A 26,242-nucleotide genomic window follows, 5' to 3' on the forward strand; every position below is an offset into this window, starting at 1 on the left:
GTGGGGAGATCGGCAGCTCCGCCTGCCGCCCTATATCAGCTTCTCAAGCGTGATCGGCAGGTCCCGTATCCGCTTGCCGGTGGCGTGGAACACGGCGTTGGCGATCGCCGGCGCGACGCCGACGATGGCCAGTTCCCCCACCCCCTTGCCGCCGAGCGCCGAGGAATGCGGGTCGGGAATGCCGACCGAGATCACCTCGATGTCGGGAATGTCGGCATTGGTCGGCACGAGGTAGTCGGCGAGGTTGTTGTTGACGATGCGGCCATGGCGGCGGTCGACGATGCCTTCCTCCAGCAGCGCCTGGCCGATACCCATGATGATGCCGCCCTTCCACTGGCTTTCGGCGAGCTTGGGATTGTAGAGCCGGCCTGAATCCAGCGCCGACACCACGCGCGACACCCTGACCGTGCCGAAATCCTCGTCGACGCGGACCTCGATGAAATGCGCGCACCAGCTATACCTGGAATAGTCGCCCTCGGTGTGCGGCAGCGCCATGGCGATGGTGGTGTAGTTCTTGTAGCGCTCCTCGGCCGTCGAATTGGCCGGCATCGTGTCGCCCTTGGCTTCGATCCGGTCGCGCCCGACGCTGGCGAGCAGCTCGGCGATCGAGACCTCCGGGCCGTCGCCGCGCGGCGAGGCGATGCGGCCATTGGCGACGACCAGCGTGTTGGCCTGCAGCGCATGGAACGGCGAGCGCGGATCGCTGATGGCCAAGGCCACCAGTTCGTCGAGCGCGGCACTCGCCGCCTTGTGCACCGCCCCGGTCATCACGCCGGCCAAGCGCGAGCCGCCGGTGACGCCCGCGCGGGCAAAGCGGGAATCGCCGAGCTTGACCACGACATTATCCGCCGGCACGCCGAGCGTTTCGGCGGCGGTCTGCGCCAGGATCGTATAGGTGCCCTGCCCCATGTCGATCGACGAGCTTTCGACCTCGACCGAGCCGTCGGCGAGGATGCGCACCATGGCCTCGCCATAGGCGCGCCGCACCGGATAGGTGCCGGCGGCGACACCCCAGCCGATCAGCTGGTTGCCGTCGCGCATCGAGCGCGGCTGAGGGCTGCGCTTCGACCAGCCGAAGCGTTCGGCGCCGACAGCGTATGCCTCGCGCAACTGTCGCGTCGACCAGGCCTTCTTCGCGTGCGGATCCTCTTCGGCATAGTTCCGCAGGCGGATCTCCAGCGGATCGATGCCGACCTCATAGGCAAGCTCGTCGATGGCGCTTTCAATGCCGAAGGCGCTCGGATTCTCGCCAGGTGCGCGCATCGCGCCGGGCACCACCGAGTTCACCCGCACGACATTCTGCCGCGACGAGAAATTCGGCGTCGCGTACATGATCGAGGTGGTCGAGCCCAACGGCTCGACCCACATGCCGTCGATGGATGTTTCATTGACGCCGCGATGCACGATCGACTGGATTTTTCCCTCGGCGTCGGCGCCGATCGTCACCGTCTGCCGCGTCGCAGCGCGCCCGCCATAGCCGGTGAAGGTCTGCGGCCGCGTCATCACCAGCCTCACCGGCCGTTCCAGCATCCTTGCGGCAATCGCCGCCACCGCGCCATGGCCGAGCGCCAGCGCCTTGGAGCCGAAGCCGCCGCCAATATAGGGCGAGACCAGCCGCACATTCTCGAACGGCACGCCGAACCATTCGGCATAGGTGCGCGCCATGCCGTCGAGCCATTGGCTCGGCTCCCACACCGTCAGTTGGTCGCCCTGCCAGCGCGCGATCAGCCCATGCGGCTCCATCGGCGCCTGATATTCGCGCGGCGTGTTGTAGGCGGCGCAGATCCTGACCGGGGCCGCGGCGAAGGCCGCCTCGGCGTCGCCCCACTCCTTGGTCATGGCGTCGATCGGAATGCCGTCGCCGGCCTTGGCGTCGCTGAGGTCGACGATGGCCGGGGCCTCGTCGTAGCTGACCTTGACGAGTGCCGCGGCCGCAACGGCCTGCTCAAAAGTCTCGGCCACCACCGCCGCGACATGCTGGCCGCTGAAAGTGATGTCGCGCGCCAGCGGGTAGTAGGGCGCGTCCGGCGGTGGCGTGCCCAACCAGTCCGAGGCGGTTTTCAGCGGCGGAATGTTGTCCGGCGTCAGCACCCTGAGCACGCCCGGTGCACTTTCGGCGGCTTCCGTGTCGATCGAACGCACCTTGCCGGCGGCAATCGTGCTTTCGACCAGCACCGCATAGGCAAGGCCATCGAGCTGCTGCTCGACCGCGTATTTGGCGGCACCGGTGATCTTGGGCGGGCCGTCGACGCGCGACAGCCGGCCGCCGACAGCCTCCCTGCCGTCTGACGCATCGCCCCGTTTCGATTCACCATGTCTTTTCATGTGAACGGTCATGCCGTTTCTCCCAATTTCAGGATGGCGCGGGCGACGACGCGCGGCGCCAGTTCGATCTTGTAATGGTTGGCGCCGTGGTCGACGGCGCCTTCGACGGCGAGCAGGCTGGCGCGCTTGACAGCATCAGGCTCCAGCACCTTGCCCCTCAACGCTTCTTCCACGCCACGAGCCCGCCACGGTTTGGTTGCGACACCGCCCAGCGCCACGCGCAAGTCGCGGATCGTGCGGCCGTCCGCCTCGAACTCGATACCGACGGCGGCACTTGCAGCGGCGAACTCATAGGACTGCCGATCGCGGACTTTGAGATAGGTCGAGCGCCGGGCAGCAGGTGTCCCCGGAATGCTGATCGCGGTGATCACCTCGCCCGGCTGGATCGCATGTTCCCGCTCCGGCGTGGCGCCGGGCAGCAGGAAAAAGTCGTCGACCGCGACCTGACGGTCGCCGAGATGCACCAATGCATCGAAAGCGACCAGTGCCACGGCGAGATCACCCGGATAGGTGGCGATGCAAGCCTCACTTGTGCCGAGCACTGCATGGCCGCGCGTCACGCCGCCGATTGCCGAGCAGCCGCTGCCGGGCGCGCGCTTGTTGCAGGCGGGAAAGTTTTCGCCATCGCGAAAATACGGGCAGCGCGTGCGCTGCATCAGATTGCCGCCGATGGTCGCCATGTTGCGGATCTGCGCCGAGGCCGCCTGCCACAGTGCTTCCGAGACGGCGGGAAACCGGCTCTTGATGTCGGCATGGTCGGCAACGCCGCTCATCTTCGCCAGCGCGCCGATGGTGGCGCCGCGGTCGTCGACCGTGATTGCATCGAGCCCCTTGAGATGGGTGATGTCGACCAGCGTATCGGGCTCGGCAACGCCGCATTTGGCCAGGTCGACGAGTGTGGTGCCGCCGGCCAGCAGCATGGCGCCCGGCAGCGCCGAGGCCAGCTGCGCCGCATCGACCGAACTGGCGCGCAGATAGGAAAAATCCCTCATGACGCGACCTCCGCAGCTGCCTGGCGCACGGCGGCGACGATGTGCGGATAGGCGCCGCAGCGGCACAGATTGCCAGCCATGTATTCGCGGATTTCGTCATCCGACCCGGCATGGCCTTCGCGGATGCAGGCGACAGCCGACATGATCTGTCCCGGCGTGCAATAGCCGCACTGGAACGCGTCCTGTTCGAGGAAGGCAGCCTGCACCGCGTGCAGCGTGCCATCCTCCTGCGCCAGTCCTTCGATGGATGTGACCGCCCTGCCCTCGGCCTGGACGGCAAGCGTCAGGCAGGCGAGCACGCGCTCACCGTCGACATGCACGGTGCAGGCGCCGCACTGGCCGTGGTCGCAGCCCTTCTTGGTCCCGGTCAGGCCGAGATGGTCGCGCAAGGCATCAAGCAGCGTGACGCGCGGCTCGACTTCCAATTCGTGTTGACGTCCATTGATCTGAAGTTGGATGGGGATTCGGGTTTTGCTTGTCATGGTGCGTCTGGCTCCAGTTGCTTGACGCTGAGGGGGAGTGATCTGGCGCCTGGCCGGGAAGCGGCAAGGTCACCAGATGGCTAGGTGTGCGAAGGCGGCGGAGCTGCCGATCTCCCCCCTTGCGGGGGAGATGCCCGGCAGGGCAGAGGGGGGTGGGAAGGATCGCTACCTTTGCGATTTAGCCCAAATGGAAACCAGTCCGAGGCAGCGATTGTGATTGGTTGATAGGCTGGAGGGACAGCACCCCCCTCTGTCCTGCCGGACATCTCCCCCGCAAGGGGGGAGATTGCGCTCTCATTGGCCTTCGCCAATCTCCAGCGTTTGGGGAAGGCTGTGGCCTGCAGGTTCGAAGGACGTGACATACCGGGTTCCCTGATTATATGATAAGGCTGCTCCACTAAAACGGAGGAGCCTCCGTTTATTAGGTGGGGGCTGACCCGCACGGGTTCAAGCCCCATATTTCGAGAGTGGAGAAAAAATTGGCTTCGCAGCCGCCCGTTACCGTTGAAGACAACCCCGACGCCGCAGCGACAAAAAAGCTGCGCGCCGATGCGCAACGCAACCGCGATCGGCTGGTCGAGGTCGCGGCGGCGGCCTTTGCCGCGCATGGCGTCGATGCCTCGCTGGAAGAGATCGCCCGCCAGGCCGGCGTCGGCATCGGCACGCTCTACCGGCATTTTCCGACGCGCGAGCATCTGGTCGAGGTGGTTTATCGCCGCGAGGTGGAAGGGCTGTGCCAGGCGGCCGACGAGCTATCCCGCACCGAGGCGCCCGATGTCGCGCTGGAACAATGGATGCAGCGCTTCGTCGACTATATCGCCACCAAGCGCGGCCTGACGACGAGCCTGCGCATCCTGATGTCCACCAACTCGACGCTGTTTTCGGACACTTCGGGCCGGGTGACGCAGGCGCTGCGACGGCTGGTCGAGGCGGCGGTGGCAGCAGGCGCGATTCGCGACGATGTCGATAGTTCCGATGTCCTGCATGCGCTCGGCGGCATCTATTCGGCGCCCGACACCAAGGACTGGCGCGACCGCTCGCGCCGGCTGGTCAAGCTCTTGATGGATGGTTTGAGGTTTGGGGCTGGGAAGGGGTAAGGCTGGGCCGCCGAAAGCGCGGTGCTGCGACGAAGTCCGCTTTGCGCCTAATGTCGGCCATTGGGATCAGCTTTGCCACTTCTTGGAAGCAGTCATAGCCGATGATGAGCTGGAGGTCGTGATTGCGCAACGAGGTGCATCCAGACCACGAAGCGGCGCCGGCCGACGGGCAGCGCCGCCATTTTGGGCGCGGTTCGACGTCGCAAGATTTCAGCAGAATTTCAGAAATCTTCCGGTACGCGCCAGTTCTTTGGCTTCATTGTTCTGAAGAACGAACCGGATGAGGTCGAACATGTCACCGAATGAGAACACGCGCCAAGCCGCCCGGCAGGAACTCCTGGAATTTGCATCCACCGTCATGGCTGCGTCGCCTTGTGCGCCCATGCCTGGAACAATGTTCGAAATGCTGGAGATCATGGCCATGGAGAGGCGGATGACTTCCAGCCAAAGTAAAGGCGAACCAAATTCTCCTGATCCCTTGACGTCCGCGCCGATTGAGACCCCAATCAGGCAGCGTTTGGTCGAGCTGGTCAGATCGGCATTCAATGTCGCGAGAAAACCCAGGGAACGTACCACTGGCACTTGGCAGTTGCGAGCTTGATCTTGCCCGCGGGCTGCTGCTGCGCGACGGGAAACCTGTTGCTCTGCGCTCCAAGGCGTTTGATCTGTTGACCTATCTCAGCAGCAATGTCGGGCGTGTCGCGAGCAAGTCGGAACTGATGTCGGCGGTGTGGCCTGATGTCTTCGTGACCGAGGACTCACTGACGCAGGCGGTCAGGGAGTTGCGAAAGGCGCTGCAGGACGAAAGCCAGACCATTATCCGCACGGTTGCCAAACGCGGCTACATCCTCTCTCGTCTCGAAGCTCCAAAGCAAGAGCGCGCTGGACAGCCAAGCGTTGCGGTGCTGCGCTTCACCAATGAAGGTGCGCCTGAAGACACCCCTCTGGTGGACGGCTTTGCCGAAGATATCGTCAATGCGTTGGCTCGCTTTGGAACAGTCGTCGTGCTGGCGCGCAATTCCGGCTTTGCCTTCGTCTCGGATTCGACTTCCGATTGGCGTGCCGTTGGCGACAGCCTTGGCGCCACCTATCTGGTTCGCGGCAGGGCGACAACGCGTGCGGACGGCACGCGGGTCACCGTCAGTCTCACTGCCGCCTCGACGGGTGGAGTCCTGTGGAGCGATACGTTTTCTGCGTCTGGCGGCCAGATCTTCGACATGCAGGAAGAAATCGCCCACCGTGTAGTGAACCGGCTGGTTGCCCGGCTCGACGACGCAGGTATCAAGCAGGCATCGCCAAAGCCTCCAGACAGTCTGGCTGCATACGAGCTTCTGCTGCGCGGACTGGCCCGTCTGCGCGGTTATGGGGATGACGACAACGAGGTCGCGCGCGGTCTTTTCCAGGCGGCGGTCGCGAAGGACCCGGCCTATGCATTGGCGCATTCCTACGTAGCGCTCACCGAGCTCATAATCGGCGGTTACGCTGACGCATCAGCGCCCTTGCTTGGTTCGGTGATCGACCGCGCGGAGCATGCCGTGACGCTGGCTCCTGAAGAGCCACGCTGTCATCGCGTGCTCGCCCAGGCTCTCCTCTCGGCCCGTCGGTTCGAAGCAGCTGAACATCATCTCAAACGCGCCCTCGACCTCAATCCGTATGACGCCGATACCGTTGCCCAGATGGGCTACTTGCTGACGATGAGAGGCAGGCCGCTTGAGGCACTCGCGGCGCTTGATAATGCGATACGGATCAACCCGATCCATCCCGATTGGTATTACTTTGATCGCGCCATCGCGCAATACTCGGCTGGAGATTACAAGGCCGCGCTTGTCAGCATGTCCAAGATCCCCTCGAAGACCCCTTGGCGACTTACAAGGCTGGCGGGGTGCCACGCGCAACTCGGCGACCTGAAGGAAGCCCAGCGCATCATGGCGGAAGTCAAGCGGATAGCGCCTGACTATTCGCCACTGGAGTTTGCGCAAACCGGGCTCGCCTTCGAACATGCGAGCGACATCGAACACCTCGTTGCCGGCGTCGCCAAGGCACTTGCAGCCTATGAGGCCGAAACCTGAGGTAAACCCGGCGCCACGGTCCTGGCGCCGGCTGATGACGGCCGCCGCGTTACGATGCGGCGCGCAGGCTTGGACGGACGCGCCGCCTGCTGGTGGCGCGCGCCTTCTCCGCAACCGCGCCGGTGATCTCGACCACGGTGTCCTCGCGCGACCTGGCGTTTGTCACCTTGTGGAGCCGCTCATAGGGCAACAGCTCCTTGACCCGCGCATTGAGCACCGCGACTTCGGCGCGCAGATCCTCACACTCCTGCCTCTGGACATCGTGCTGGATCTGTTCGGATGCCTGCTGCAGGGAAAGCTGCGAAAAGTTCGCGTTCACCGTCGAAAGGCTCATCTTGTCTTGCTCATTCTCCTTGATGAGCGCGGACAATTTCTGCTCCGCGATCTGCTTTTCGGCAAAAGCATCGCTCCATTGAACCTTGAGCCTGGCGATCTCGCCGGCGGCTTCGCTGCTCTCATGCGAGGCAAGCTCCAATCGCGATTGCAGGCCCTGAATTTCAGACCGCAGGCCGCCCATCTCCGTGAGGCCGCGTTGCAGTTCGGCTTCCCTGTCGCCGTCCCTGATACGCGCCGCTTCCGCCGTTTCCGACAGCTTGGCTTGCGCGGTATCGAGCAATTTCTGCAGCCGCATTTCCTCTTTTTCGCTCTTGCCGAGCGCGGCCAGCAGGTCCGCAAGCCGCGCCGCGTCATTGGCATGCATCGTCGACAGTTCATCCAACCTGTGCCGCGCCTCGGCTTCCCGCTTCAGCGCCTTGTCGAGATCGATCGAAAGGCTGACATGCTTTTCCCGCAGCATCTCGTTCTCGCGCGAGCGCCTGTCGACCTCGACCGCCTTGGCCGAAATCGTTTTGACGAGGTCGCCGAACTCCGCTTCGCGTTTTGCGCTCGCATTGCCTGCCACGACCAGTTCCAGCCTTGCCGCGGCCAGCGCGCTACGAAGCGCCTCCTTGTCCTCGATCAGGCTTGCCTCGTGCTGCTGCAGGGTCTCGATGACGCTGTCGCGCTCGCGCTGTTTTTTGGTCGCATCGTGAAGCTGGTCCGACAGCGCCCGTTGCTGCGTGGTCAGGCTGGCATTCGTCAGTTCCAATTCGTTCGCGCGAAGAATGTCTCCGTGCAGAAGTTTCAGGTACTCGCCTGTCAAATGATGCGAGGTCGCGATCTCCGACAGCTTCGCATTGATCTCCCCCATATATTCCTGCGCATCGTGGAAGAGCTCGTCGACGGCATTCAAGGCAGCCAGTCGGGTTTGGGCGTGGGAAGTCAGCCGCAGCGCGGTTTCGCCCGAATTGTCCTCTGGCAGCGCATCGTCTTCGGACAGCGGATTGTACTCAAGCAGCGTGTTGTCATTCCTTGCCGCGAGATTCTCGTCCGAGATACCGACCGCGTCCTCCGGCGGCCACTCATCGTCCAGGTTGATACATTCATCGAACGCATCCGCCAGATCGGATTCGAGCTGCTCGAACGCTCCATCCACAACCTCGGCACGCTTTATCAGAGCTTTGAATTTCATGACCGGATCTCCCTCTCGTACAACGCCACCAGGAAGGGAGTTTTCAGGGTTTGATCCTCGCCTCCCATACAGGCCGGATACGGACTCAACCTCTTTCCCGATCGTGAGCGCATAGGGCCAAGTTAACGCTAGGCACAGGCATGGCCACTGTCCTCGTCTGTTCGAATGACACAAACGGTGACGAGGCCGTAACCTTGGCAGATGGAAGCCGGATTGAAAAATATAAGCATTCAAAACACTTAGAATGAACCCTGCCAAGCGATGTGTCTCCAGTACAACTTCCTCGCGCAGGCTCGCCCGGCTTCTATCCGGGAGAGGGCGATATTCCGGTCACGGTTGGAGACTTGAGCCTTCGAAGAGGCTCGGCAAATCATCGGGCAGTATTTCGTCGCAGCGAGGCTTACTTGCCCTCGAAGAACCTATGGATCGCGGCTTCCAGCTTTTCGATGAGGTGATGGTTACGGATGCTGCCAGCCCAGATCAGGGCGTTCAGCCTCATCTCCTTGTTGAGAAAGTTCACTTTCCCCGATTCCAGCAAATATTCCGCGATCTCGTAGTGCCGTCCCTTGATGGCCTCGATGAGTGCGTTGTTTCGTCCTGTCTTGTCCGTCAGATTTACGTCGGCACCGTTCTCCAGAAGCAACTTGACGACATCCAGATGCCCGTTCTTTGCTGCTTCAATCAGCGCCGTCCTGCCGTAGTAGTCGGCTCGCGCATTGATCTCTATCTTGGGATGTTTGACGAGGGCCGAAACAGGGGCGTAGTGGCCCCTGGCTGAAGCCAGGCTCAAAGGCGTGCTCTTCCATTTGTTCCTGGAATTCACATCGATTGCCGGATTTTCGATCAATGCTTCGACTGCCGCGGTGCGGGCATTGAGGGCTGCAAGATGAAGCGCCGACCAGCCGCCTTCGTCCATTTCGTTGATGTCGGCGCCGGCCGCCAACTCCGATCGAACGGCTTCCGCATCGCCTTTTTCCGCCGCGACCAGCAGGTTGGGCCAACCTCTCGCCTCTTCGGCTTCCAAGCTTTTGGTCAATGCAGCCGTCTCCCGGATATTCCCGCAGAGTATCATACAATCCGCGACAATGGGGAGGAACCCTAAAGTCCGTCGGGGTCAAAGCTTGAGTGATGTCTGCCCGAAATGGACATCGAGATCGGCGCCTCACGTCCGTTTCGTCACATTCTCCTGATATCGACTCGCTTTGGCGATTGGCGGGACTAGATAAGATTGGCGCGCCGGGCGGAGCGATACAGAAGGATCTCAACATGCCTGAACAGATTACCCTGAACAGACCCGAACAGATTGCCTTGAACGACGGCTCCGCCATTCCCCAGATTGGCCTTGGCGTGTGGCAGGTCGATCCCGCCATTACGGCGCAAGTCGTGGGCTGGGGGATCGAGGCTGGCTACAGGCTGATCGACACCGCCGAGGGCTACCAGAACGAGGAAGGGGTCGGACAGGCAATCCGCACGGCCGGCGTGCCGAGACGCGAGTTGTTCATCACCTCTAAGCTGCGCAACGGCGCGCATCAGCGTGACGCCGCTCTGCGGGCTTTCGACGAAACGATGAGCAAGCTCGGGATAGACCGGATCGACCTGTTCCTGATCCATTGGCCGGTGCCCAGCCAGGATAAATATGTCGAGGCATGGAAGACATTGATCGACCTCAGGCAAGCCGGCCGCATCAAGTCGATCGGCGTCTCGAATTTCAACCAGGACCATCTGGAGCGGATCATCGGCGAGACCGGCGTGACGCCCACGGTCAACCAGATCGAGTTGCACCCTCGCTTTCAGCAGCGCGACATCTGGGACTATCATACAAAACACGACATCCGCATCGAAAGCTGGAGCCCGCTGGGCAGCGGCCGGCTGCTAAGCGACCCGACCCTGGCAGGCATCGCCAGGAAGCACGGCAAGTCGGTGGCCCAGATCATCATCCGGTGGCATCTCCAGGAAGGGCTGATCGTCATTCCGAAGTCGATCCATCAGGAGCGGATCGCCGCAAATTTCAACGTCTTCGATTTCGAGCTGGGACCGAACGACCTCGAGGCCATCCGCGGCCTGGACTCGCCCGACGGCCGCACCGGACCGAACCCCGCCACGGCCGCGTTCCTGTTTTGACGAGCAAACTTGAAGGTGTGCAGCGTATCAGGTCGGATCTGCGAGCCCTGCCTCGATCGTAGCCGGCGAGTTGGGCTGTCGATTAGCCGTTGCCGATGGACGAGGGGTTGGTAGACCCCTATTGGGCCTGCCGGCCGGAAATCACCCTCAGCCAGGGTGCCAGATGGAAGGCGCTCATCAGGAGATACATCGCCGGCATTCCGGTTAGAGGCAGGCCGGTGAGCGGCGAGGCATTCGCCCCCATGCACAGCATCGCCGCATCGTCGCTGAGAATGGTGAGCAGCGCCATCAGGGCGAAGGTCGGGGCCGCGGCAAGGCACAGCCAGTCGGCAATGCCAGGGGCCGCCGCGCCAGCCGCATTTGCGTTTTCACTGGGGATAGTGCCGCTGGCATCTGTATGGGTCATGCTCATGATCTGTCTCCTGCAGCAGAGCGCGGCTGCGCCACTGGCGCGAGCCAAGGAGGAGCGGAGCGCCGGCGCCCTGGATGAACGGCGCGCCAGGCGCTCCCGCCAAATCCACCGCCCTAGTCGTCCTTGTTCCGGAATGCCGCCTCGCCGGCATCGGAGACTTCGGCCCATTTCTTGTCGGGCGCGGCCTCGTAATTGTCGTTCCAGTTCCACCATTTGTAGGTCGGGGTCTGGGGGTAGCCTTCGGGCGAATCCTCCCAAACCTCCTGGCGGCCGAGCGGCGTCGCGTCGAGATAGCTCCAGACCGTCCCCATCGCCTCGTCGCCGCGGCTGTTGATGAGATAGGTGCGGAAGATGCTTTTCCCGTCGCGGATGAACACGTTGTGGCCGTGCCACTCGTCGACGCCGAAGTCGGCGTCGAAGCTGTCGGTGATGGTGTACCAGGGCATCTCCCAGCCCATCCGCTTCTTCAGCCGCGCAATGTCGGCCTGCGGCGCGCGCGAGGCGTAGACGAGCGTGGTGTCGCGGGCGTTCAGATGAGCGAGATTGGAGACCTGATCGGCCCCGAGCGAGCAGCCGCGGCAGGCGTGCTCGGGCCAGCCATAGACCCCCGGCTCGAAGAAAGCGCGGTAGACGATAAGCTGGCGGCGGCCCTCGAACAGATCGAGCAGGCTCGCCTTCCCGTCAGGCCCCTCGAACGCATACGGCTTCTCCACCGCCATCCACGGCATGCGCCGACGCTCGGCGGCAAGCGCGTCCTTGGCGCGGAGCGTGGCCTTTTCCTTCACCAGCAGCCCTTCGCGCGCGGCCTCCCACGCTTGCTGCGAAACAACAGGTGGTGTCTTCATTGCGGTGTGCTTGGTCATTGGTCTTCTCCTTTGCCAGTCTGTCGTTGCGACGTGTTGTTGCGCGTTGATCGTGAGGTAGAGTACCGCCGCTGTGCTGGAAGGTGGGAGTTACAAGTGTGACGGGATTTGGTGTGACGGGATTTGGTGTGACGGGATTTGAATGGACTCGCTGATCACGGCCGCGGCATTGGCGCTGGCGGCGGGTGATCCGCTCGGCGCGCTCGACCGCATCGCCTTGCGCGAGGACGCGCCGGCACTCGCCTTGCGCGGCATCGCCATGGCGCAGCTCGGCGACCTCGATCGCGCCAAGGTGCTGTTGCGGCGGGCTGTGCGCGCTTTCGGCCCGAAAGAGGCGGTGGCGCGCGCCAGATGCATCGTCGCCGAGGCCGAGATCGCGCTGGTCTCGCGTGACCTCGGCTGGCCGGCCAAGGCGCTTGACGCGGCGCGGACGACGCTGGAAAAGCATGGCGACCGGCTGAACGCCGCGCATGCCGGACACCTCGAAGTGCGGCGCCTGCTGCTGATCGGCCGGCTCGACCAGGCCGAGCTTGTGCTGGCCGGACTCGACCCCGGCCCACTTCCGCCGGCCTCAAGAGCCGCGCACGAACTGGCTGTCGCCGGCATCGCCATGCGGCGCCTCAAGACGAGAAAAGCGCGCTCAGCGTTGGAGTGGGCACGCCATGCCGCGCGCCAGGCCCGCATCCCGGGCCTTATGGCGGAGGTCGACAGCGCATTCCTGGCGCTGGACACGCCGGCGGCGCGGCTGATCGCGCATGGTGAGGAGCGCCCGCTGCTGCTTGAGGAAGTCGAGGCATTGCAGGCCTCGCCGGCGCTGGTCGTCGATACCTTCCGCTATGTCGCGCGCCAGCGGGAAACCACCGTCTCGCTGGCAACACGCCCGGTGCTTTTCGCGCTGGCGCGCGCTCTGGCCGAAGCGTGGCCTGGAGATGTGTCGAGGGCGACGCTCATCGCGCGGGCCTTCGGCGGCAGGCACGCCGACGAATCGCACCGCGCGCGGCTGCGGGTCGAGATCGGCCGGCTGCGCGCCGAACTGCGGACGCTCGCCGACATCGGTGCGACGAACCGGGGCTTTGCGCTGGCGCCGCGCCAGGCCGGCGAGGTGGTGGTGCTGGCGCGGCCGATCGAAGAGCGGCACGCGGCGGTGCTTGCCTTCCTTGCCGATGGTGAATCCTGGGCGAGCTCGGCGCTGGCGCTGGCGCTTGGCGCTGGACAGCGCAGCGTGCAGCGGGCGCTGGAGCAGCTTGCGGAGTCTGGCAAGGTGCAGTCGTTCGGGCATGGGCGCGCGCGCCGCTGGATGACGCCGCCGGTGGCCGGATTCACGACCACCTTGTTACTCCCGGCGCCGCTGCCGAACGGTTAAGAAGGCAGGACATCATGGTGAGGATAGCGACATGAAACAGTCAGCGGCCGAGATCCTGCGCGAATACGGGCCCTTTCCGGGGGTGGAGAGAGTACATGGGGTGAGCTTTGACGGGAACAAAGTCTGGTTTGCCTCGGGCGACAAGCTGACCGCCTTCGACCCGGCGAGCGGTGAGACGTTGCGCTCGATCGATGTCGCGGCGCATGCCGGCACCGCCTATGACGGCCGCCACCTGTTCCAGCTCGCCAAGGACCGGATACAGAAGATCGATCCCGACACCGGCCAGGTGCTGGCCACCATCCCGGCGCCTGGCGGCGGCGGCGATTCCGGGCTCACCTGGGCCGAAGGCACGCTCTGGGTCGGGCAGAACCGCGACCGCAAGATCCACCAGATCGACCCCGAGACAGGGGAGATTCTTCGCACCATCCAGTCCAACCGCTTCGTCACCGGAGTGACATGGGTCGATGGCGAACTGTGGCACGGCACCTGGGAGGGCGACCAGAGCGATGTGCGGCGGGTCGACCCGCGGACCGGCGAAGTTCTGCAGCGGCTGGACATGCCGGCCGGCACCGGCGTGTCGGGGCTCGAATCCGATGGCGGCGATTGTTTCTTCTGCGGCAGCGGACCCGGCGGCATGGTGAGAGCGGTGCGTCGGCCAAGGTGAGCCGCGGCGGCTCGCGCCTATTGTGTGAGCTTGCCCGTTCGCCTCAAATTCCCGACCCGTCGAGCAGCGGCACGTCCTCGCCGTCCCACGGCGCCGGCATCGAGGAGGCTCGGCCCGGATTGGCTCTGGGCAGCGGCATCCAGCATTTCAGCTCCGGCTCGGCATATTCGACCACGCGTCCGGGCGAGGAGTCGGAGGCGCGCCAGCCCTCGGCGCCGAATTGATCGGCCCGCGACCAGTAGGCCAGATCGACCTCCGCCGGCCCCTGTTCGGACGGCCTGACCGTGACCAGGATCCGGCTGCCATCCCTTGGCGCACTCGTCATGTGGCGCCAGCGATCGGGCTCGTCCATTGCATTTCTCCTGCATCCTGCGCGTCGACCAGGATGGATAGTCGCTTTGCGTCCCGGAGCGGTCAACCCGAACTTTGCACTCAAGCGCGATATCGTGCCGGCCAAGGTGCCAGACGCGACGGGGTCTCGCGGTCAGCGGGCAATCTTGGCCCCGACCGCCCAGGCTCTTGCTTTCATGGGAATGGACCCGTCCTCGCCGCGCGGCAGGCTGTCGCGGAGCCTCTCCATCAATCGCTGGCGCGCTTCCGGTGCGAGACTCATGCAATAGCCGGGCGCCGGCCCCGCGCCCAGGGTGAAAGGGTGCCAATAGTCCTCGAAATCCCTGAACACGGCCGGCATCTCGATCTTGGTGCAGTCGACGGCAACGAAGCCGGCCTTGCCTGCGAGATCGGTCAACCCGTCGGGCGTGCAGAATGGAAAGCGCCTGTCCTCGGCAAGGTCGGCGGCAGCGGGGTCAAGCGCCTTCGCCGCTGTCCAGAAGGCGCGCATGAATTCCACGCCGCCGCCAGGATAGTCCCATACATAAAATCCAACCGTCGCTCCGTTGCGGGCGACCCGCCGCATTTCGGCGAGTGCCTTTTCCTTGTCCGGGATGAAGTTGAGGACGAGCGCCGACACGACCATGTCCTTGCTGCCGGATTCGACGGACAGGGCCTGCGCATCGCCTGCGACAAACGCAACGCGTTCATCCGCCACGTTGGCACGCGCCTTGGCGAGAAAGCCCTCCGACGGGTCCAGCGACACCAGACTCCTGGGGTTGCAACGCGCCAGGATGGTTGCCGAAAGCGCTCCGGTCCCGCAACCCACCTCCAGCCAGTCCAGACCCTCCGCCGGATCGAGCCAATCCAGGAACAATGGAGCGATCTGACGGCTCCATCGCCCCATGTAGAGGTCGTAGCTATCCCCGGCCCGCCAGGCGTCGTGACGCGCTGCCTCAGCCATCGCCATCTCCTTCCGAGATAAATTTCAGACCATTGGCCGGAGCAAGAATACGCCCGCCTCTCTCGCAGGAACAGAGGTCCAGGAACGTGTAACCCGGGTCGTGCTCGGATGCCTCGACTGGTTCTCCGCCCACGAGCGGTCAATCCGAACTTTGCGCAAGACAGTTGTATCGTTCGCGGTTAATCTTCTCAGGCTGCAGTCCGGGCGGTGTTCGATGAAGAGTGAAGATCTGCTGGCCAACACCACCCGTCTCGGCCCGGTTCATCTGCGTGTCATCGATATTCCAGCTGCGTTGCCGCTCTGGCGTGACGTGATCGGTCTCGCCGTACTCGCCAATGATGGCGGGACGGCCGATCTCGGCGTCGACGGCAAGTCTCTGATTGTGCTGCACGCCGGAGCGACGACTGCCCTGCCGCCAAAGTCGCGCGATCTCTTTCATGTCGCCGTCCACGTGACGACGCGCAAGGAATTGGCCCGTGTCGCCGCGCGGCTTGGGGCGGCCCGCGTCAAGCACGGCGCCCAGGACCACTTGGTATCCGAATCCCTATACGCCTCCGATCTTTCCGGCAACGGCATCGAGATCTGTTTCGATACGCCTGACCGCTTCGCATCCAGCACGGTGACGGCGGACGGTAGCGTCTCGCTTCTTGCCAGGGACGGCTCCGCGCATTCGGGCCTTGAGCCGCTGGACCTCGACCGGCTGCTGCTCGAGCTCGACACTGCGGATGGTATCGAAGCCCCGCTGGCGGCGGATGCCTTCATCGGCCATATCCATATGCGCGCACGCTCACCCGAAACGCTGATGGCGTTCTATCTGGGCGTGCTTGGTTTCAAGCCGCACATTCAGTCCACATCGTTCGGGCTGTTTGACTGCGGGACCGACGAACGCCGGCACATGGTCGCATTCAACATCTGGGCCGGCGCCGAACTGACGGAACCTCCGCCCGGCTCGGCGGGCCTCGAGCATTTCACGGCGGTGCTTCCTTCCCAGGAGGATATGGCAGCCGTCGCGCAGCGGCTGCGCCATGCCAACGTACCCGCAAGGCAGACGGAACGGACGCTGGACGTCTCCGATCCGGAAGGAAATCGCCTGCGGATGATGGCCGCAGGCGATTGATTGGTGGCTCATCGGTCCGCTAAGCGGCTTCCGGCAACCCGAGCTCGCCGACTATCGCTGCCTTGCAGTTCTGGGAAATTCCACCACATCTCCGGGCGGACGCTTGTACTGGGCTGCGACAATTGCATCGATCAGCAGATCCAGAGCCGCACAAACCTCGCTGCTTGTCTCGTCGCCGCCGCGCAGGTAATGACAGGCTCGTTCAAGGTGGAGGTGTGCGGCGGCAAAGTCGCTTTTCATTAGCTTCTCCTTTTTGCCCGCCGTCCGCGAAGGATGGCCGACCCGCTTTACCCGAAAGCAAATATCCACAGCCGGATTTGATTCAAATTGCCCGGTTAACCCGATCTTCACCAAGTCGCGGCGACCATCATTGTCGCGGCCATGTGTAGAGTTCCGCCTCAGGCAACAGACCCGCCCCGGAAAAGCGGGGCGGGTTTTGCGCGGACGGCGCTTCGGGGCGTCATCCGCCATGCTCGACGATGGCCAATGGCGATGATGCGCGATCCGAAATACTCACGCGCCAGCACCGCATGGAGCGACATAAAGCCGCTGGCGAGATCCTTATCGGTCGACCGGCTCGTGCAGGTAAAGCTCGTCCATGCTCAGCGTCGCCAGCGCGGCGAAAGGCGCCTGCTTTTTCACGCGCCCGTGGCTGAGGATCACCACGTCGTCGCAGAACGAGATCGTGCTGTGATGATGACTGATGACTATGGTCGTGCGGCGGCCGGCCCTCGACTTCAGCGTCTCGACGATCGCCGCTTCCGACAATCCGTCCACCGCGTTGGTGGCCTCGTCCAGAATGAGGATATCGGGATCGCGCACCAGTGCTCTCGCCAGTGCGATCCGCTGCCTCTGTCCCGCTGAAAGGTTGACGCCCCTGTAGCCAACCACCGTCATGTAGCCTTGCGGCAGACGTTCGATGAACTCATGCGCTTCGGCCAGCCTTGCGGCGCGCTCGGCATCGGCGGCCGAGGCCGTCTCCTGCCCATAGATTATGTTTTCAAAAATGCTGCCATCCACCAGTTCCAGCTCCTGGCTGGCCAATGCAATGTGCTTCCTCCATTGGCTGGGATCGATCTGGTTCAGCGGCGATCCGTCCACGAGAATTCTGCCGGCGTCCGGCTCGACGAAGCGGCACAGGAGATTGACGATCGTCGTCTTGCCGGCGCCCGAGCGACCGATCAGCGCCGTCGAGCGGCCGCTGCGAATGTCGAACGTCGCCGCATGCAGCACCGCCGCGCGCTGGTCCGCGCCAGAATGGGTGTCGGAATAGGTGCCAGAATAGGTAAACGTCACGTCGTCGAAGCTGATCCCCTGATGCAGGCAGTGGAACGGTCCGCTCCCTTGCGGAGGCTCGGGCTTATCGGACGGATCCAGCATCCATTGAACCTCTTCAAGCGATCCGCTCAGGCCTTGCAGCTGGCTCCAGGCCATTTGCAGGGCCCGCATATAGGGCTGCAGCCTGTAGAGCAGTATGACGAACGCGACGATCAGCGGGAAGTTCATATCCGCGAACCAGGCGCTGATCACCACCGCCAGAAAGAGCATCGCGTGCAGAACCTCGGTTAGCGGCGGCAACGCCCCCTGGCGGGTAAGCAGGACAAAACCAGCCCGGCGAACCGAGTCGGATGCCTGGTCGAATACCGCTTTCTCGCGCTCCTCCTGTCCGAAAATGCGGATCAGCCGTCCGGCATGCACGAGATGGAGCATCTGCGAGGCGAGGGCGCTGTTGCGGGAGGCGACGCTGCGGCTAGGCGCTTTCAAATTGGCCGACAGCATGGCGTGCGCGATCTGCACCAGCGCCAGCCCCAAGGTGACCAGCAATGTCATCTGCCACGAAAGCAGCAGCAGAAAAGCCAGCAGGATGATTGCCGCCGATGCGTTGACGATTGCCGCCAGCATGATCTGGATCGCATCCGATGCCCGCCAGGATTCGTTGGAGATGATGTTGAGCAGCCGGCCAGGACTTTGCTGCAGGAAGAATGGGTAACCCACCTTCAGGAGTTGCTCCGAAAGCGCACTGCGGATCGAATGACTTGCTTTGCCATGGATGAAGGTCGTCAGCAGCGTGTTGGCGAAGGCGAGAATGTTCTTCAGGACGATCGAGCCGAGGATGGCGAGCGAAATGACGATCAGCCGGTCGCGCTCGCTCAAGTCAGATCCGACGTGCTGGAAGACGGCGGAGAAGCCGGCCATTCCGGCTTGATCCTGCTGTCCCATGATGATGCCCAGCAAAGGGATGATCAAGCCTATGCCGAACCCTTCGAGGGCCGCGCTGGCAAGACCAAGCACCACCACGGCGGGAAGGAGGCGCAACTGCCTCTTTCCAAGCGCGCGGCGCAGCATCGGCAGGCTTGGCGGCATCAGTCGCATTGTGGCATATCACCTTGCCTCGGCATTTGCTTGCTGACCCAGCCGCACTTGCGGCGCCTCCGGCCGCCTCGCCGCCCAAAGAATGGCGAATTTGGCCGCGCCGAGCACATTCATGACGACAATCGGCCAGTGCGACAGCCTGAGTTCGCGGTCGAACCGGGGACCATTCGCCAATTCCCGGAACGCGCCCCTTGCGGCCCAGTAGAAATGGCGAAGCAGCCAGGGCGCGCGGCGAACATGTTTCAGGCAAAGCCCGCCATTGCCCAGGCTGTAGTCCCGGTGGAGCTTTTCGATGGCCTTGCGGTCACGCCGGCCATGATGATGGAACACCGTCATGTCGGGCACATATTCGACCGGGATGCCAAGCAGGACTGCGCGCACAAGATAATCCGTATCCTCCGCTGAGCGCAGCGGGCCGCCCGCGCCGAACCGCTCGTCGAAATGCCCGATGCGGGCCGCGACATCGCGGTGCATCGTCATGTTGCAGCCCAGCACAAAGCCACCGGGGGGAACATCGGGGGTAAGCCGCTGGCGGACCCGCGCCCGCTTGATGGTGAACGGCAAATCCCTGGCATCGCCGAGCTCGACGCGGCCTCCCCGGATGACCCTTTCTCCAGCCGCGTAGTGTCGCTGCAAATCGCTGAGATAGTCGCTGTCGATTTCGCAATCGTCGTCGACGAACACCAGCACACGGCCGCGCGCACGCTCCAACCCGGCGTTGCGGGCAGCCGCCAATCCGCGGCGTGGCTCGCAAACGGTCGTGAACGGGACGTCGGACATGTCGGCGATGCTGGCCAGCCACTCCGCCGTACGGTCGGTCGAGCCATTGTCGACAACCACGAGTTCGGCCGCGAAGGCGGCATGACGGCGGCACGCGGCCTGGATCGACTTGATACAAGGTTCGAGCACGGTAACGCGGTTGCGTGTACAGACAATGAAGCTGACCGCTGGCGCCGGTCCATTCTGCGACCGGGGATCTGCCAGGACGGGCGCAAGCATCGTCGAGCGGTTGCGTTGGGGAAGGTGGTCGGGTTTGGCAGCCATCCTAGGTCGGCCGACCGGAAGACAGAACCGTCGCGGCCGGCACGGACCGCAGATATCGCGACCAGGCATCCACCTGCCTGGTGGCCGACATCGAGACAAGGCCGAGCCACGGCGCATGGGCGCCGGCACGCAACACATATCGCTCGCGGCGCCGAATGAGGTCCCATTTTGCAGTCCGCGTCAAAAATTCATGCGTCAACAGCGGTTGCCTTTCCCCTGATATGAGTTGGTAAAGGAAGTAGAACAGGTTCAACGTGCCGGCCTCGAAGCTTGGCCGCGTTTCCGCCGGCAGTCGCGAAATCCTCTCTTCCAGCGCCAGAAGCCACCCGGCGGCCCGGCGCACCGTCTCCGTCGAGACGGCATCGCCGATGTCGCGCAACTCTCGCGTCCTTTGCGCGAGACCTTCCCGCTCGAGATTCTCGGCCACGATCTTCAAATGCGTCCTTCGCATTTCCTGCTTGTGCCGATTGGTCACGCTGTCGCCGTGGATGCGATAGGCGATCAGGTTTTCGGGGATCATGGTCGCCGGGTACCGGTCGGCAAGCCGCCTGAAGAGATCGAAATCTTCAGCATGCTTGTAGTTTTCATCATAATATAGAATATCGTCATTTATGATATTTCTGTTGTATACCACCGTCGGGTGCATGAATATCGTAAAGAACATCGACAATATGCGCAGCAGATTGCCCTCGAATACCGGGTCGGGCAGGCCTTTGACGATTCGGTTGCCGAGCAGGAAATCGACACCCGCGCCGCACAGAGCGAGGTCGGGCTGCTGCTTGAAGACGTCCACCTGGCGCGACAGGCGGCAGGGATAGGCGACATCGTCGGCGTCCATCCGGGCAACCAGTTCGCCCCGCGCCGCCGCCAACCCTTCATTCAGGGTTGCGATGAGGCCGCGGTTTTCTCGTGAGATGATGGAGATGCGATCGTCAGATTTGCGGTAATTCTGCAGGATCTGCAGCGAATTGTCCGTCGAGCCGTCATCGATCGCGATGATCTCCAGGCGATCATAGTCCTGCCGCAGGATGCTGCCGAGCGCGGCGGCCAGATAAGGTCCGGCATTGTAGATGGGCAGCAGAACGGACACCAAGGGAGCAGCCATGTCAGTTCCGATCCGTTCGTTGGAGATCGCGTGCCAAGGCCGATTTGCGGCCGTCAAGCGATATACGGGGCGATATCGGGGGATACGCTCCTGCCGCGAGCCATCCGGCATCGCTGCTGCCGCCGCTGGCCCGGACGGCGGCGCCGGCTCCCGGAGCGACATAGGGAAAGTAGCGCTTGAGGCTGTTGAGCGGTCTTTCGAAAAGCAGCCACGAGACTGAAGCGACGATGACGGTCGCCGTTCCTGCCACCAGAAACCGCCCCGGCCCTTGCTCCGAGACGTTGACAGGGATCCAGGGTTGGGACTTGACGGCAAGAGACAGGACGACGGGATGGTAGAGATAGACGCCATAGCTGACGCGGCCAAGGGCCAGCAGCGGCGGCAGTTCGGCGAGCCTCCCGCGGTAACCGCCGAGGCCCGGCGAACAGCTCGCGACGACCGCCACAAGCGGTGCGAGCGGAAGGACTTCCAGCAGCAGCCAGCGGCCCCATTCCTGCACGGAATTTGCCGGCGTCGGGATAAACCACTGCAGGACAAAGAACGCGGCCGCGAACGCCGGCCAGCCAAGTCGCAGCCACCGCGGCAATTGAGCGGTTCCGGTTCGGTGGACGGCAAGCAGCGCACCGGCTGCCAGCGCGTCCATCGATGCCGGCGGCAGCAGATCGCGCGCAAGGCTGGGAGCGCCCGTGACCGGCCAGTAGAAGCGATAGGACAGCGACAACAGGATGACGCCGATGCAGATCGACCCGAGGCGCCGGCGTGGCGCCAGCAGGACAATCAATGGCCAGACGATATAGAACTGCTCCTCGATGCTCAGGCTCCAAAGATGGGCAAGCACCCAAGGCGTCCATTCATTGCGTAGTGCGAACCAGAAATTCGACAGATAAAGCGCGTGCCAGGCCAGCGATCCCCTGGATTGCTCCAGGTCAACCAGCCAAACGAAACCCAGCACCGCAAAATAGGGAGGGAATATCCGCAGCGCCCGCCTGACATAGAAGGACTTCAGCGCGGGTGAGGCTTCGAACTCGGCGGCCGCGCGAGCCTCCAGTAGAAGGCGCGTGATCAGAAAGCCGCTCAGCACGAAGAACAGTCGCACGCCGATATGACCCCAGAAGGAAGACCCTCCCGCCGCGAAGAAATGGGAATACATCACCATCGTCACGGCGATGGCCCGCAGCGCGTCCAGTTGCGGATCGCGTCCCATCAGCCGCGCTCACCGGCGGGATATCCCCGAAATCGCCAATTGGCTTGAGCGGAGCGATCAAATGGCTCTCCGCCGTCCCCTGTCAGGAGGCCTGCCAGACGGCGGGCCAAATTGCGGACTGCGTCAACACAACGCTTCACCAGACCTCCAGGCGACCAGACCTCCAGGCGAGAGGAAATCCCTCTTCCCGCAAGTCATGCCCCCAAAGGCGAGAATAGGAGAACCATGGTGCACCGCAACACAAAATGTTAACGCCGTTGAAACAGTCGCGTGAGGCGCGGTCCGCAAAAAGCAGAAAACTGCTCAATTTGCACGGTTTTCGATAGGCTTTCGTCCAAACCTCGCCTGCTCGCTATAGATGCGAGCGTGCTGCGGTGCAGCACGCCGGTTGCTGATCAGGACAAAAAACTGGTTTCTGCATAACAGATGGATAGAGTGGGACGCCCAATTCAAGGCATCCCAATTACTCTAGGCCGCTTGCAGTTCCCTGCGTGGCAAGGGAGGAAAAGCGATGGCGACACGGCGAGACTTCTTTCGAGCTTCGTCACACCGCTTGCGTCCGAAGGACGATGTCGCTGCGTGAAATCCGACAATCCGGTTGCTTTTTTTATCCAGTGCAGGTCGCCCAAAAGTGGGCAGCGGTTTGGGATAACGACATGCACAAAAACAAGACCTAAAGCGTATCCCTCAAATTGCCTCGTTGCATTGACGGTGCATCGTCCGAAGCTAGATACCAACCTTTGCGACCAGGAAGGCATCAGTCATGGAACTTCATCGCGGCCGTCTCATCGACCACCTCCAGCTGGTGGTCAGGGATCTCCCAGCGAGTCGCCGTTTCTACGAGTCAGTTCTCAAGGTGCTCGACATTCCGATCGGTGGCAGCGCCGAGGATTATTTCTGGGCCGACGAACTGTTCGTCTCGAGCGCCGACAGCCGAGCGGCTCTGGGCAAGCTGACCGGGCGTCATCACCTGGCCTTCCAGGCCAGGGACCGCGCCATGGTCGATGCCTTCTACAGTGCCGGGCTCGACGGCGGCGGCCAGGACAATGGCGCGCCGGGCGAGCGGCCCTACCACCCCGGCTACTACGCCGCCTTCCTGCTCGATCCCGACGGCAACAACATCGAAGCGGTCTATCACGGGCCGGCAACGCGCAGCGCCGCTTCCGTGAAAATCTCGTTTTAATTGTTTTTCGCAGACGCCGCCACGATGGCTGCCTGCAGCAGGACCCGCGCACCGGTGATTGCATGAGCAGGCTCGACATATTCGGCCTCATTATGGCTGAGCCCGTCGCGGCACGGCACGAAGATCATTGCAGCCGGCGCCACGCGGGCAATGAACAGCGCGTCATGGAAAGCGCCCGATATCATCCGCTTGTGCGGCAGCCGCAGAGAATTGACGGCTTCTTCGACGACGTCGATCATATCCGGCGAAAATGCTGCCCCGGGCATATCGAACGATCGCGCGATCGCTGCCGTGCAGTTCCGGGCCTCGGCCTCCGCCCGGCAGACCTGGCGCACCTCGGCCTCAATGGCGTCGAGCCGCTCCGGTTGCGGATGCCGCAGGTCGACGGTGAAGATCACCGATTGCGGTATCGCGTTTATCGACCCTGGCTGGGCTGCGATCCGGCCCACTGTCAGCCGTGCGTCGGCATCGAGCGGCATGATCGCTGCCTGCAGCCTGTGCATCGCCGCAACGGCGGCAACCATCGGATCCCTACGGTATGCAAGGCCGGTCGTGCCGGCGTGACCGGCAGACCCCTGAATGCAGACTTCCAGCCAGCGCGTACCCTGGACGGCCGTGACGACGCCGATCGGCATCCGCTCCTTTTCCAGCGACGGTCCCTGTTCGATATGGAGTTCGATGTAGCCCGATATCGGCATGCCGATCGGCCGCTGGGCCGCCTCCGGCAATGCCGCGATCGTCGCATCGAGTTCTTCCGCGAGAGACGCGCCGTCGCTGCCGACAATCAATTTCCATGCAGCGGTATCGGCACCGGCGAATGCCATCGAGCCCATGACGCCTGGCGCGAAGCGGCTGCCCTCTTCATTGGTCCAGGCGACGACCTCGACCGGCATTCGGGTCTGCGCCTTCGCGTCCTCCAGGGCTTCGAGCGCTTCGAAGGCGGAAAGCGTGCCGAGCGCTCCGTCGAAGCGCCCTCCGGTCGGCTGACTGTCAAGATGGCTGCCGATCAGCAGCGGCGGCAGGGCGGCATCCGAGCCCTCTCTTCGGATGAAGAGGTTCGCCAGGCCGTCCTGAAAAACCGTGAAGCCGCGCTCAAGCGCCAATTCCGCCAGCAGACGCCGGGCGCTGCGATCCTCGACGCTCAACGCCTGCCGATTGACGCCCCCGGCCGGCGTCGCGCCGATCCGGGCGAACGCATCGAGCCGCCTGAGCAATCTCTCGCCGTCGATTTCCGGCTGCAAAGTCATCGCTTGAGGCCGCGGATGAAGGCGTTCACCCGCTGTGGTTCAACCTGGTTCCACCAGACCCCGTCATATTTGAGCGAGCTGGCGACAATCACGCCGTCGACGATGTCGAGAATGTCGTTGGCATTGTCGGCCGTCACACCGCTGCCGACAAGCGTCGGCAATCCGGCCGCTTCCTTGATCATCCTGATATAGCCGAGGTCGGCAGCGTGGCCGGTGCGCTGGCCGGTGGCGATCACCGCATCGGCATCGAAGAACACCAGATCCTTGACCTGTTCCTCGACCGGCCGGTCGCCGACGATCGCATGTGCGCCATGCTTGACATGGGCATCGGCGAAGATGCGGATGCCATTGGCCCGAAGCCTGGCGCGGAAGCGCATGGCACGCGCCGCTTCGCCTTCGATAAAGCCCTCATTGGCGACATAGGCGTTGGCCCATTGATTGACACGGACGAAGGAAGCACCCGAGGCGCTGGCGATCGACAGCGCCGGGATGGAGGCATTGGCCAGCACGTTGATTCCAATCGGCCTCCCGAATTCCCTGCGGATGCGGTCGGAAACGACGGACATATGGGCGGAGGTTTCCGGCCCGATATCGTCCGGCTTGGCAAACGGCACGTCGCCATGGTTCTCGACGATCACGCCATCGCAACCACCATGCAGATAGGCTTTCGCGTCGTCGAGGCCGCGTTGATAGATGGCCTCGACCGCCTCGCCACTGTAACGCGGCGCGCCCGGCAGGGGTGCGAGATGAACGACGCCGATCACCACCTTGTTCCTGCCGAAGATCGACTGCAACGCGCCATCGGCAACTTGAGCGATCGGTTTGGGGCCAACCGGTTTGGAGCCGATGGATTTGGGTGACTTTGTCATGCCGTTTCCGCTTCTGTCGTTTCCATGAGCATTTTCATCTCGTGCCCGTCTGGGCAGGACTCGAGCGTGCCGGTGCGCCCAACCGAAATGCTGGCGGCACGTACCGCGATCCGAGCCGCGGCGGCGAGGTCGATTCCAGCTGCAAGGCAGCCGGCGAGGCAGCCGCAAAAGACATCACCGGCACCGCTGGTGTCGACCACGGCCACCTTGGGCGCTGCGATCTTTTCGATCGGTCCCTTGCTGTCGGCAACCAGGCAGCCATCCGCCCCAAGCGTCACGACCGCGGCGCCGGCACCTTGACGGATCAATTCGCGGACCGCGGCCGCGGGATCGCTGGCGCCGGTCAGTTGCGCCGCCTCACCCGCATTGGCGACAACGACGCCGACGGCGCGCAAATCTGGTGCACGGCCGGCTGCGAGCGGGCTGGGATTGAAGATCGCCAAGGCTCCCGCCGCGCGCGCCGCGCGCAGACAGGCCGTCGTCGCATCGGGGCGAAGGTTGCCCTGCATCACCATGATGTCCGAGCGTTCGATCGAGCGCACGAAGCCACTGTCGGCCAAGGGGTCGAAGGCGGTGGCGCAACTGGCGCCGGTGACGACGAGGTTCTCGCCGCGCGCATCGACCATGATTGTCGAACGGTCGCTGGGCAGCGGCAGCGTCGTCAGATGACGGACATCGAGATCGCGGCTCAACTGCTCCCTAATCCAAGCGCCGGCCGCATCATTGCCGATCGCCGCACGGAAACGGACATCAGCCCCGGTGCGTGCCGCGGCCACCGCCTGGTTCGCACCTTTGCCGCCAAGTCCGTCGGAATATTCCGACGCGTTCAGCGTCTCTCCCGCCGCCGGAAAGCGGTCCAGCCGAAACGTCGTATCGACGCAGACATTGCCGATGACATGGACGCGCAT

At 63.5% G+C, this 26,242-nt stretch carries 25 protein-coding genes; 7 read left to right on the forward strand and 18 right to left on the reverse strand.

Annotation, left to right across the window (positions count from 1 at the left end):
* Positions 1 to 30 precede the first annotated feature (30 nt).
* Genes MESS2_RS23790 through MESS2_RS23800 form a run of 3 tightly spaced genes read right to left on the reverse strand, consistent with a single transcriptional unit; the run spans position 31 to position 3,799 of the window.
* On the reverse strand, positions 31 to 2,337 hold the full coding sequence (locus tag MESS2_RS23790; protein WP_008877063.1) for a xanthine dehydrogenase family protein molybdopterin-binding subunit: 2,307 nt from the start codon (positions 2,335 to 2,337) through the stop codon (positions 31 to 33).
* Positions 2,334 to 3,317, reverse strand: coding sequence for an FAD binding domain-containing protein (locus tag MESS2_RS23795; protein WP_008877064.1), 984 nt, complete (start codon positions 3,315 to 3,317; stop codon positions 2,334 to 2,336). Before MESS2_RS23795 ends, MESS2_RS23790 begins: the two co-directional genes overlap by 4 nt.
* Positions 3,314 to 3,799, reverse strand: a complete 486-nt coding sequence (locus MESS2_RS23800; RefSeq protein ID WP_083918676.1) for a (2Fe-2S)-binding protein — start codon at positions 3,797 to 3,799, stop codon at positions 3,314 to 3,316. Before MESS2_RS23800 ends, MESS2_RS23795 begins: the two co-directional genes overlap by 4 nt.
* Positions 3,800 to 4,278: 479 nt before the next feature.
* Between MESS2_RS23800 and MESS2_RS23805 the strand changes: the two genes are divergently transcribed.
* Complete coding sequence (locus MESS2_RS23805; RefSeq protein ID WP_008877067.1) at positions 4,279 to 4,896, forward strand: TetR/AcrR family transcriptional regulator; 618 nt, start codon at positions 4,279 to 4,281, stop codon at positions 4,894 to 4,896.
* 210 nt (positions 4,897 to 5,106) lie between these two features.
* Here the strand turns inward: MESS2_RS23805 and MESS2_RS23810 are convergent, their stop codons facing one another.
* Positions 5,107 to 5,442, reverse strand: a complete 336-nt coding sequence (locus MESS2_RS23810) for a hypothetical protein (protein WP_244440068.1) — start codon at positions 5,440 to 5,442, stop codon at positions 5,107 to 5,109.
* Here MESS2_RS23810 and MESS2_RS23815 point away from each other — a divergent pair.
* Positions 5,442 to 6,965, forward strand: a complete 1,524-nt coding sequence (locus MESS2_RS23815) for a winged helix-turn-helix domain-containing tetratricopeptide repeat protein (RefSeq protein WP_008877069.1) — start codon at positions 5,442 to 5,444, stop codon at positions 6,963 to 6,965. The two genes, MESS2_RS23810 and MESS2_RS23815, sit on opposite strands and share 1 nt — an antisense overlap.
* Positions 6,966 to 7,014: 49 nt before the next feature.
* On the opposite strand, the gene MESS2_RS23820 is transcribed toward MESS2_RS23815, so the two are convergent.
* Together MESS2_RS23820 and MESS2_RS23825 are read right to left on the reverse strand one after the other, a co-directional pair.
* The gene (locus tag MESS2_RS23820) at positions 7,015 to 8,475 is read right to left on the reverse strand and encodes a coiled-coil domain-containing protein (RefSeq protein ID WP_008877070.1); all 1,461 of its coding nucleotides are present in this window, start codon (positions 8,473 to 8,475) and stop codon (positions 7,015 to 7,017) included.
* A gap of 400 nt (positions 8,476 to 8,875) precedes the next feature.
* A complete protein-coding gene (locus MESS2_RS23825; RefSeq protein WP_083918677.1) occupies positions 8,876 to 9,547 on the reverse strand; it encodes an ankyrin repeat domain-containing protein in 672 nt (223 codons plus the stop codon).
* A gap of 194 nt (positions 9,548 to 9,741) precedes the next feature.
* Between MESS2_RS23825 and MESS2_RS23830 the strand changes: the two genes are divergently transcribed.
* Positions 9,742 to 10,596 carry an aldo/keto reductase gene (locus tag MESS2_RS23830; protein WP_008877072.1) on the forward strand — a complete coding sequence of 285 codons (855 nt, stop codon included), beginning with the start codon at positions 9,742 to 9,744 and terminating at the stop codon, positions 10,594 to 10,596.
* A 118-nt stretch (positions 10,597 to 10,714) separates the two neighbouring features.
* Here MESS2_RS23830 and MESS2_RS23835 read toward each other — a convergent pair whose 3' ends face one another.
* Positions 10,715 to 11,008 (reverse strand): hypothetical protein, encoded by a 294-nt coding sequence (locus MESS2_RS23835; protein ID WP_008877073.1) that lies wholly within the window; start codon positions 11,006 to 11,008, stop codon positions 10,715 to 10,717.
* A 113-nt stretch (positions 11,009 to 11,121) separates the two neighbouring features.
* Positions 11,122 to 11,871: a DUF899 domain-containing protein gene (locus MESS2_RS23840; protein ID WP_008877074.1), complete on the reverse strand. Its 750-nt coding sequence runs from the start codon at positions 11,869 to 11,871 to the stop codon at positions 11,122 to 11,124.
* 142 nt (positions 11,872 to 12,013) lie between these two features.
* On the opposite strand from MESS2_RS23840, the gene MESS2_RS23845 reads away from it, so the two are divergent.
* Both MESS2_RS23845 and MESS2_RS23850 read left to right on the forward strand, forming a co-directional pair.
* Positions 12,014 to 13,234, forward strand: coding sequence for a hypothetical protein (locus tag MESS2_RS23845; protein WP_008877075.1), 1,221 nt, complete (start codon positions 12,014 to 12,016; stop codon positions 13,232 to 13,234).
* A gap of 31 nt (positions 13,235 to 13,265) precedes the next feature.
* A complete protein-coding gene (locus MESS2_RS23850; RefSeq protein ID WP_008877076.1) occupies positions 13,266 to 13,898 on the forward strand; it encodes a Vgb family protein in 633 nt (210 codons plus the stop codon).
* 43 nt (positions 13,899 to 13,941) lie between these two features.
* On the opposite strand, the gene MESS2_RS23855 is transcribed toward MESS2_RS23850, so the two are convergent.
* Together MESS2_RS23855 and MESS2_RS23860 are read right to left on the reverse strand one after the other, a co-directional pair.
* Positions 13,942 to 14,250: a hypothetical protein gene (locus tag MESS2_RS23855; RefSeq protein WP_008877077.1), complete on the reverse strand. Its 309-nt coding sequence runs from the start codon at positions 14,248 to 14,250 to the stop codon at positions 13,942 to 13,944.
* A 132-nt stretch (positions 14,251 to 14,382) separates the two neighbouring features.
* Complete coding sequence (locus MESS2_RS23860; protein WP_008877078.1) at positions 14,383 to 15,192, reverse strand: class I SAM-dependent methyltransferase; 810 nt, start codon at positions 15,190 to 15,192, stop codon at positions 14,383 to 14,385.
* Between the two features lie 151 nt (positions 15,193 to 15,343).
* Between MESS2_RS23860 and MESS2_RS23865 the strand changes: the two genes are divergently transcribed.
* Positions 15,344 to 16,309, forward strand: a complete 966-nt coding sequence (locus MESS2_RS23865) for a VOC family protein (protein ID WP_244440069.1) — start codon at positions 15,344 to 15,346, stop codon at positions 16,307 to 16,309.
* Between the two features lie 51 nt (positions 16,310 to 16,360).
* Here the strand turns inward: MESS2_RS23865 and MESS2_RS33560 are convergent, their stop codons facing one another.
* The 5 genes from MESS2_RS33560 to MESS2_RS23890 form a co-directional block, all read right to left on the reverse strand.
* Positions 16,361 to 16,780 (reverse strand): hypothetical protein, encoded by a 420-nt coding sequence (locus tag MESS2_RS33560; RefSeq protein WP_244440070.1) that lies wholly within the window; start codon positions 16,778 to 16,780, stop codon positions 16,361 to 16,363.
* Between the two features lie 90 nt (positions 16,781 to 16,870).
* Complete coding sequence (locus MESS2_RS23875) at positions 16,871 to 18,682, reverse strand: ABC transporter ATP-binding protein (protein ID WP_008877081.1); 1,812 nt, start codon at positions 18,680 to 18,682, stop codon at positions 16,871 to 16,873.
* Positions 18,683 to 18,691: 9 nt separating this feature from the next.
* Positions 18,692 to 19,681 carry a glycosyltransferase family 2 protein gene (locus MESS2_RS23880; protein WP_051069162.1) on the reverse strand — a complete coding sequence of 330 codons (990 nt, stop codon included), beginning with the start codon at positions 19,679 to 19,681 and terminating at the stop codon, positions 18,692 to 18,694.
* Positions 19,682 to 19,727: 46 nt separating this feature from the next.
* Complete coding sequence (locus tag MESS2_RS23885) at positions 19,728 to 20,831, reverse strand: glycosyltransferase family 2 protein (protein WP_008877083.1); 1,104 nt, start codon at positions 20,829 to 20,831, stop codon at positions 19,728 to 19,730.
* Between the two features lies 1 nt (position 20,832).
* A complete protein-coding gene (locus tag MESS2_RS23890) occupies positions 20,833 to 22,035 on the reverse strand; it encodes an acyltransferase family protein (RefSeq protein ID WP_008877084.1) in 1,203 nt (400 codons plus the stop codon).
* 763 nt (positions 22,036 to 22,798) lie between these two features.
* On the opposite strand from MESS2_RS23890, the gene MESS2_RS23895 reads away from it, so the two are divergent.
* Positions 22,799 to 23,218, forward strand: coding sequence for a VOC family protein (locus tag MESS2_RS23895; RefSeq protein WP_008877086.1), 420 nt, complete (start codon positions 22,799 to 22,801; stop codon positions 23,216 to 23,218).
* Here the strand turns inward: MESS2_RS23895 and MESS2_RS23900 are convergent.
* Genes MESS2_RS23900 through MESS2_RS23910 form a run of 3 tightly spaced genes read right to left on the reverse strand, consistent with a single transcriptional unit; the run spans position 23,215 to position 26,242 of the window.
* Positions 23,215 to 24,465 (reverse strand): Zn-dependent hydrolase, encoded by a 1,251-nt coding sequence (locus MESS2_RS23900; protein WP_008877087.1) that lies wholly within the window; start codon positions 24,463 to 24,465, stop codon positions 23,215 to 23,217. The two genes, MESS2_RS23895 and MESS2_RS23900, sit on opposite strands and share 4 nt — an antisense overlap.
* A complete protein-coding gene (locus MESS2_RS23905; RefSeq protein WP_008877088.1) occupies positions 24,462 to 25,334 on the reverse strand; it encodes a BtpA/SgcQ family protein in 873 nt (290 codons plus the stop codon). The genes MESS2_RS23900 and MESS2_RS23905 overlap by 4 nt, the downstream gene beginning before the upstream one ends.
* Complete coding sequence (locus MESS2_RS23910) at positions 25,331 to 26,242, reverse strand: ribokinase (protein ID WP_008877089.1); 912 nt, start codon at positions 26,240 to 26,242, stop codon at positions 25,331 to 25,333. Before MESS2_RS23910 ends, MESS2_RS23905 begins: the two co-directional genes overlap by 4 nt.

The organism is Mesorhizobium metallidurans STM 2683 (assembly GCF_000350085.1).
Classification (GTDB): Bacteria; Pseudomonadota; Alphaproteobacteria; order Rhizobiales; family Rhizobiaceae; genus Mesorhizobium; species Mesorhizobium metallidurans.